Source organism: Senegalia massiliensis, assembly GCF_009911265.1.
Classification (GTDB): Bacteria; Bacillota; Clostridia; order Tissierellales; family SIT17; genus Anaeromonas; species Anaeromonas massiliensis_A.
On the sequence record NZ_QXXA01000012.1, the window covers coordinates 118,941 to 124,996 of the forward strand.

At 27.9% G+C, this 6,056-nt stretch carries 6 protein-coding genes; all 6 read left to right on the forward strand.

Annotated elements, in window-relative coordinates:
• Nucleotides 1–115: 115 nt before the first annotated feature.
• Nucleotides 116–883: an ECF transporter S component gene (locus D3Z33_RS11865; protein ID WP_201750517.1), complete on the forward strand. Its 768-nt coding sequence runs from the start codon at nucleotides 116–118 to the stop codon at nucleotides 881–883.
• A 14-nt stretch (nucleotides 884–897) separates the two neighbouring features.
• A complete protein-coding gene (locus tag D3Z33_RS11870) occupies nucleotides 898–1,665 on the forward strand; it encodes a type III pantothenate kinase (RefSeq protein WP_160197971.1) in 768 nt (255 codons plus the stop codon).
• A 53-nt stretch (nucleotides 1,666–1,718) separates the two neighbouring features.
• The gene (dusB, locus tag D3Z33_RS11875; RefSeq protein WP_160197972.1) at nucleotides 1,719–2,690 is read left to right on the forward strand and encodes a tRNA dihydrouridine synthase DusB; all 972 of its coding nucleotides are present in this window, start codon (nucleotides 1,719–1,721) and stop codon (nucleotides 2,688–2,690) included.
• Nucleotides 2,691–2,755: 65 nt separating this feature from the next.
• Complete coding sequence (locus D3Z33_RS11880) at nucleotides 2,756–3,655, forward strand: hypothetical protein (RefSeq protein ID WP_160197973.1); 900 nt, start codon at nucleotides 2,756–2,758, stop codon at nucleotides 3,653–3,655.
• A gap of 87 nt (nucleotides 3,656–3,742) precedes the next feature.
• Nucleotides 3,743–4,222 carry a transcription elongation factor GreA gene (gene greA, locus D3Z33_RS11885; protein ID WP_160197974.1) on the forward strand — a complete coding sequence of 160 codons (480 nt, stop codon included), beginning with the start codon at nucleotides 3,743–3,745 and terminating at the stop codon, nucleotides 4,220–4,222.
• Between the two features lie 19 nt (nucleotides 4,223–4,241).
• Entirely contained in the window at nucleotides 4,242–5,717 is a 1,476-nt protein-coding gene (lysS, locus tag D3Z33_RS11890; RefSeq protein ID WP_160197975.1) for a lysine--tRNA ligase, read from the forward strand.
• The last annotated feature ends 339 nt before the right edge of the window (nucleotides 5,718–6,056 follow it).

Consider the following 6,056-nt stretch of genomic DNA (forward strand, 5'->3'; position numbering starts at 1 on the left):
ATGTGAAAATTTTATTTGAAAAACAATATAAAACCTGCTAAAATAGTTTTGTAGCTAGCAACCTACACATAATACGACTAGTATCTTTAAAAGAACTAGAGCGGAGGGGAAAAATATGAATAATAAGAAGATTAAGAAAAAGTCAATGTCTACTCGAAAATTGACTATTATTGGTATGCTTGGTGGAATTTCTGCAATACTTGGATTAACACCCTTGGGTTTTATACCAATAGGACCAGCAAATGCTACAATAATGCATATTCCTGTTATAATTGGAGCTATAATTGAAGGGCCAATAGTGGGAGCTTTGGTAGGTTTAATTTTTGGTATATTTAGCATAATAAGAGCAATAACAGCTCCTACAGTATTATCACCATTGTTTTATAATCCCTTAGTATCTATATTACCGCGTGTACTTATAGGTATAACTGCATATTATTCTTATATTTTATTTAAAAAGTTAGGGAAAAAACCTTCTAGAATATTGCTTGGCATAATGTGGATAGGAACATTCACATATTTATTATATGATTTATATAATAATTTGATAAATGTAGATAATATTTTTACTATATCCATAATGTTTAAGTTTATTTTAATATTAATTACTGGTTTAGTAGGATACTTTTTATATAAAAAATTTAAAGAAAATGCAGTTGAGATAATAATATCTTCTACCGTGGGAACACTTACAAATACATTAGGTGTCTTATTTATGATATATATACTTTATGGAGAGAGATTTGTTAAATTAACTGGTGGTGATACAGAATATGTAGGTAAAGCAATACTAGCACTTGGTGTTGCAAATGGAATACCGGAAGTTATAGTTGCAATGATAATAGTAAGTGGAGTAATAATAGGTTTAAAGAAAAAAGCTTAAGAGAAGGTGAAATATTGGTTTTAGTAATAGACGTAGGTAATACAAATACAGTACTTGGAATATATGAAGGAGAAGAACTTTTAAAATATTGGAGAATTTCTACAGATAAGAATAAAACTTCAGATGAATATGGAATGCTTATAGATAGACTTTTTAGTTATAATGGTTATAAGTTAACTGAAGTAGAATCAGTAATAATTTCTTCAGTTGTACCACCTCTAATGTATTCTTTACAAGCAATGAGCATAAAATATTGTAACAAAGAAGCATTAGTGATAGGCCCAGGAATAAAAACAGGAATGAATATTATATATGATAATCCTAGAGAAGTAGGAGCAGATAGAATAGTAAATGCAGTTTCTGCATACAGGAAATATGGAGGACCTGTTATAATAGTTGATTTTGGTACTGCTACTACATTTTGTGCAGTATCAGAAAATGGTGACTACTTAGGAGGAGTTATTTCTCCAGGGATAAAAATATCATCAGAAGCTTTATTTTTAAGAGCAGCTAAACTACCTAAGGTAGAACTTTCAAAACCTGAAAAAGTAATATGTAGAAACACAGTAAATAGTATGCAATCTGGTATAATATTTGGTTATGTAGGATTAGTTGATTATTTAATTGATAGAATGAAAAGGGAACTAAATTTGGAAAATGCTAAGGTTATCGCTACTGGTGGATTATCAACACTTATAGCAGAAGAATCTAAAAACATAGATAGAGTTGACAAGCTTCTCACATTAGAAGGCCTAAGAATGATTCATGAGATAAATAAATAAAATGATAGCTCAGCGTAAGCTGAGTTTATTATTTTTAGATTTGAGGTGAAGGTTTGAAGATAGGAAATATAGATATTAAAAATAATGTTGCACTTGCTCCTATGGCAGGAGTTACTGATTTGTCTTTTCGTTTATTATGTAAAGAGCAGAATGTAGGGCTTATATATACTGAAATGGTAAGTGCTAAAGGTTTATATTATGGTGATAAAAAAACAGAAGAACTTATGAAAATAAAGCAAGAAGAAAGACCAGTATCTCTTCAAATATTTGGTTCAGATCCAAATATAATGGCAAAAGTAGTAAAAGAAAAATTAAATTATAAAGATGATTTTGATATATTAGATATAAATATGGGTTGTCCTACACCTAAAATCGTAAAAAATGGTGATGGCAGTGCATTAATGAAAAACCCCAAACTTATAGGAAAAATAGTTTCAGAAGTTGTAAAGGCGTCAAATAAACCTGTTACTGTAAAAATAAGAAAGGGTTGGGATCATAATAAGATAAATGCAGTAGAAGTTGCTAAAATTATAGAAGATAGTGGTGCAAGTTTACTTGCTATACATGGACGAACAAGAGAAGAATTTTATTCGGGAAAAGCTGATTGGGGTATTATAAAAAATGTAAAGGAAGCTATAGAAATACCTGTACTAGGTAATGGCGATATATTTTCTCCATTGGATGCAAAAGAAATGTTAGAATATACAAATTGTGATGGAGTTATGATAGGAAGAGGTGCAAGGGGAAATCCGTGGATATTTAATAGAACATTAAAATTATTAAGTGAAGGAATATTACCATCAGAGCCTACTAATAGAGAAAAGATAAATATGTGTATAAAACACTTAGAGTTATTAGTACATTACAAAGGTGAACAAATTGCAGTGAAAGATATAAGAAAGCATATAGGTTGGTATACAAAAGGGATGCATAATTCTTCAGCTATACGTGGTCAATCAAATAAATTCAATAACAAAGAAAAAATAATTTATCTATTAAACGAATATATAGATTCCATAGAATAGTTATATAAAAGCATTCATATAATACCTTAGAGATAATAATAACTTTATCATAGGAGGTGAAAGGTATGGATGTTTTTCTTTATATATTAAATAGTGATAGTTATATAGAAGAACTAAAAGAACAAAAAAAATATAAGTTTATTCCAAAATTCTTTTTAAAAAAGATAGATGTTTTTTCAAGAGAAAAAATTATAGAAAAATTTAAGTTTAATAATAATATAGTAGGCTATAATATAGGGTTAACTGCTTTAGAAAATATATCTGAAGAAAAAATTATACAAAAAATAGAAAATTTAATAAAAAGAAATTTAATAGAGGATACTATTAGCACAATAATATTTGAAAATGGTTCTAATTATTCATTGGAAGATAAACTTATCAAAAAGAATATTTTAAAAAGTAATAATGGTTCTAAAAATGCTAAATTACAAATTATTCCACATATAATTAAAAATATGGCTAATAAATTTTATCAATTGGAAAAAGATCTAGAACTGTTAATTATATATAAAGATGAAGGTGATTTGAAACAATTAATAAAAAAAACACCATTTAGCATAAAAAATATTTATATATATAGTCAAAATGAAATCAGTTCAATTAAAATTGCAGAAGATGTATTAAAGAATACAGGTTTATCACTGGGAATAATAAAAGATATAAAAAAAGTAGAAAGATTTGATATAATAATTAACTTTAAGGATGATACAGATTTTATAAATTGGGTAAAAGAAAAAAGTGTGATTTTTAATATATATAATAATATTTGTTATAATGAAAGTAAATCTATTATAGTAGAAGACTTTATTTTTAATAGTAGTAATAATTTTAATTTTAAATCTAATATTCCATCCTCTATTTATAAATATAATCATGGGTTTAGAATGAAAGATTTTGTTAAGGTAAAAGTTAACAATGATATTGTTAATAAAGAAGAATTTTATAAGCTTGTTAATTGTTCTTGACATTATTACTAGTCTAAATTATAATATTGAACATATATGTAAAACTAATAGGGGAAATTTTAAATTAAAGAAAGTGAGAGGGATTTAATGGCACAAAATAAAAAGGTAGTATTGACAGTAGAGGGACTTAAAAAAATTGAATCAGAACTGGAACAATTAAAAACAGTTAGACGTAAAGAAGTAGCAGGAAGAATAAAAACAGCCATAGCTTTTGGAGATTTAAGTGAGAATTCAGAATATGATGAAGCAAAAAATGAACAAGCTCAAGTTGAAGAAAGAATATTTAAGCTAGAAAATATGGTTAGAAATGCAGAAATAATAGATGATGAAGATATATCTTTAGAAGTTATAAGTGTAGGCTCAAAAGTTAAGGTATTAGATATGGAATTTGATGAAGAGGTTGTTTATTCCATAGTAGGGTCAGCTGAAGCAGATCCTTATGATGGGAAAATATCAAATGAATCCCCGGTTGGAGATGCATTACTTGGAAAAGAGGTAGGAGAAGTAGTTGAAGTTCAAGTTCCAGATGGTATCATAAAATATAAAGTATTAGAAATAAGTAGATAAAATGGAGGTATCGCCTAAGATGAGTAATGAAGAAAATAACTTAAGTGAATTGTTGCAGATAAGAAGAGAGAAATTAGAAAAACTGAAAGAAATGGGAAAAGATCCATTTAAAATTGAAAAATATGAACCTACTCATCATAGTAAGGATATCATAGATAATTATGATGATATTGAAGGTGAATCTGTAACTATAGCTGGAAGGATAATGGCTAAAAGAGGTCAAGGAAAAGTAGGATTTTATGATGTTCAAGATAGTAAAGGAAGAATACAGGTATTTGCTAAGAAAAATCTCTTAGGAGAAGAAGAATATGAATTATTAAAAACCTATGATATAGGAGATATAATAGGTATTGATGGAGAAGTATTTAAAACTAAGATGGGGGAGGTTTCTATTAGAGCAAAAAAAATAGATTTACTTTCTAAGTCTCTTCAAATCTTACCTGATAAGTGGCATGGTCTTAAAGATCCAGATTTAAGATATAGAATGAGGTACACTGATTTAATAGTTAATCCAGATGTAAAAGAGACATTTGTTCTTAGGTCAAAAATACTTAAAGCTGTAAAAGAATATTTAGATAATAGAGGATATTTAGAAGTGGAAACTCCTATACTTAATACCATAGCAGGTGGTGCAGTAGCAAGACCTTTTATTACTCATCATAATACTTTGGATATTGATATGTATTTAAGGATAGCTAATGAGTTATATCTTAAAAGATTAATCGTAGGTGGATTTGATAAAGTATATGAAATGGGGAGAATGTTTAGAAATGAAGGAATGAGTATGAAACATAACCCAGAGTATACTGCTATAGAATTATATGAAGCATATGCAGATTATAATGATATGATGGAAATTACTGAAAATGTTGTAGCTTATGCTGCAAAAAAAGCTTTAGGAACTACTGAAATAGAATATCAAGGTAAAAAATTAGATTTAACTCCACCTTGGAAAAGATTATCTATGCAAGATGCAGTAAAAGAATACACAGGTATAGATTTCGATGAAATTAATACAGATGAAGAAGCATTAAAAATAGGTAAAGAAAAAGGGATAGAAATAAAGTCAGGTATGACTAGAGGACATATTATAAATGAGTTATTTGAAGAATATTGTGAAGAACATTTGATTCAACCAACATTTATAACTCATCATCCTGTAGAAGTATCACCTCTTGCAAAGAGAAATCCTGAAGATCCAAGAATTACAAATAGATTTGAAGCTTTTATAAATACTTGGGAGATAGCAAATGCATTCTCTGAACTTAATGATCCAATAGATCAAAGAGAAAGATTTGAAGCTCAATTAAAACAAAGAGAAGCTGGAGACGAAGAAGCTCATATGATGGATACAGACTTCATAAATGCCTTAGAAGTAGGGCTACCTCCTACTGGTGGGCTTGGAATAGGTATAGATAGACTTATTATGATATTAACTAACAAGTCTTCTATAAGAGATGTACTACTATTCCCTACAATGAAACCAATAGAATAGATTAAATTATAATGTTTAAATACAAAATAAAACTGATATCAGTTTTATTTTGTGTTTTTATGTTTAGAGATATGATGGATGGGTAAATAATAAAGTACAGCAGATAAATAAAAAATATCCTTGACAAGTATATATATATTTGATATAGTACTAAGAGTCGTCAGGAAAGCTTGTCTTTCTAAGTGAAAAAAGAATTTAAAAGGAAATGAAAAAAGTTCTTGACAAGTTACTTAAAACCTGATATAGTATTAAGAGTCGCTAACAAACAGCGACAATGAATTGGTCTTTGAAAATTGAACAGTGTAGATAACAACAACTTATAAGTTGTAAAATTATAAA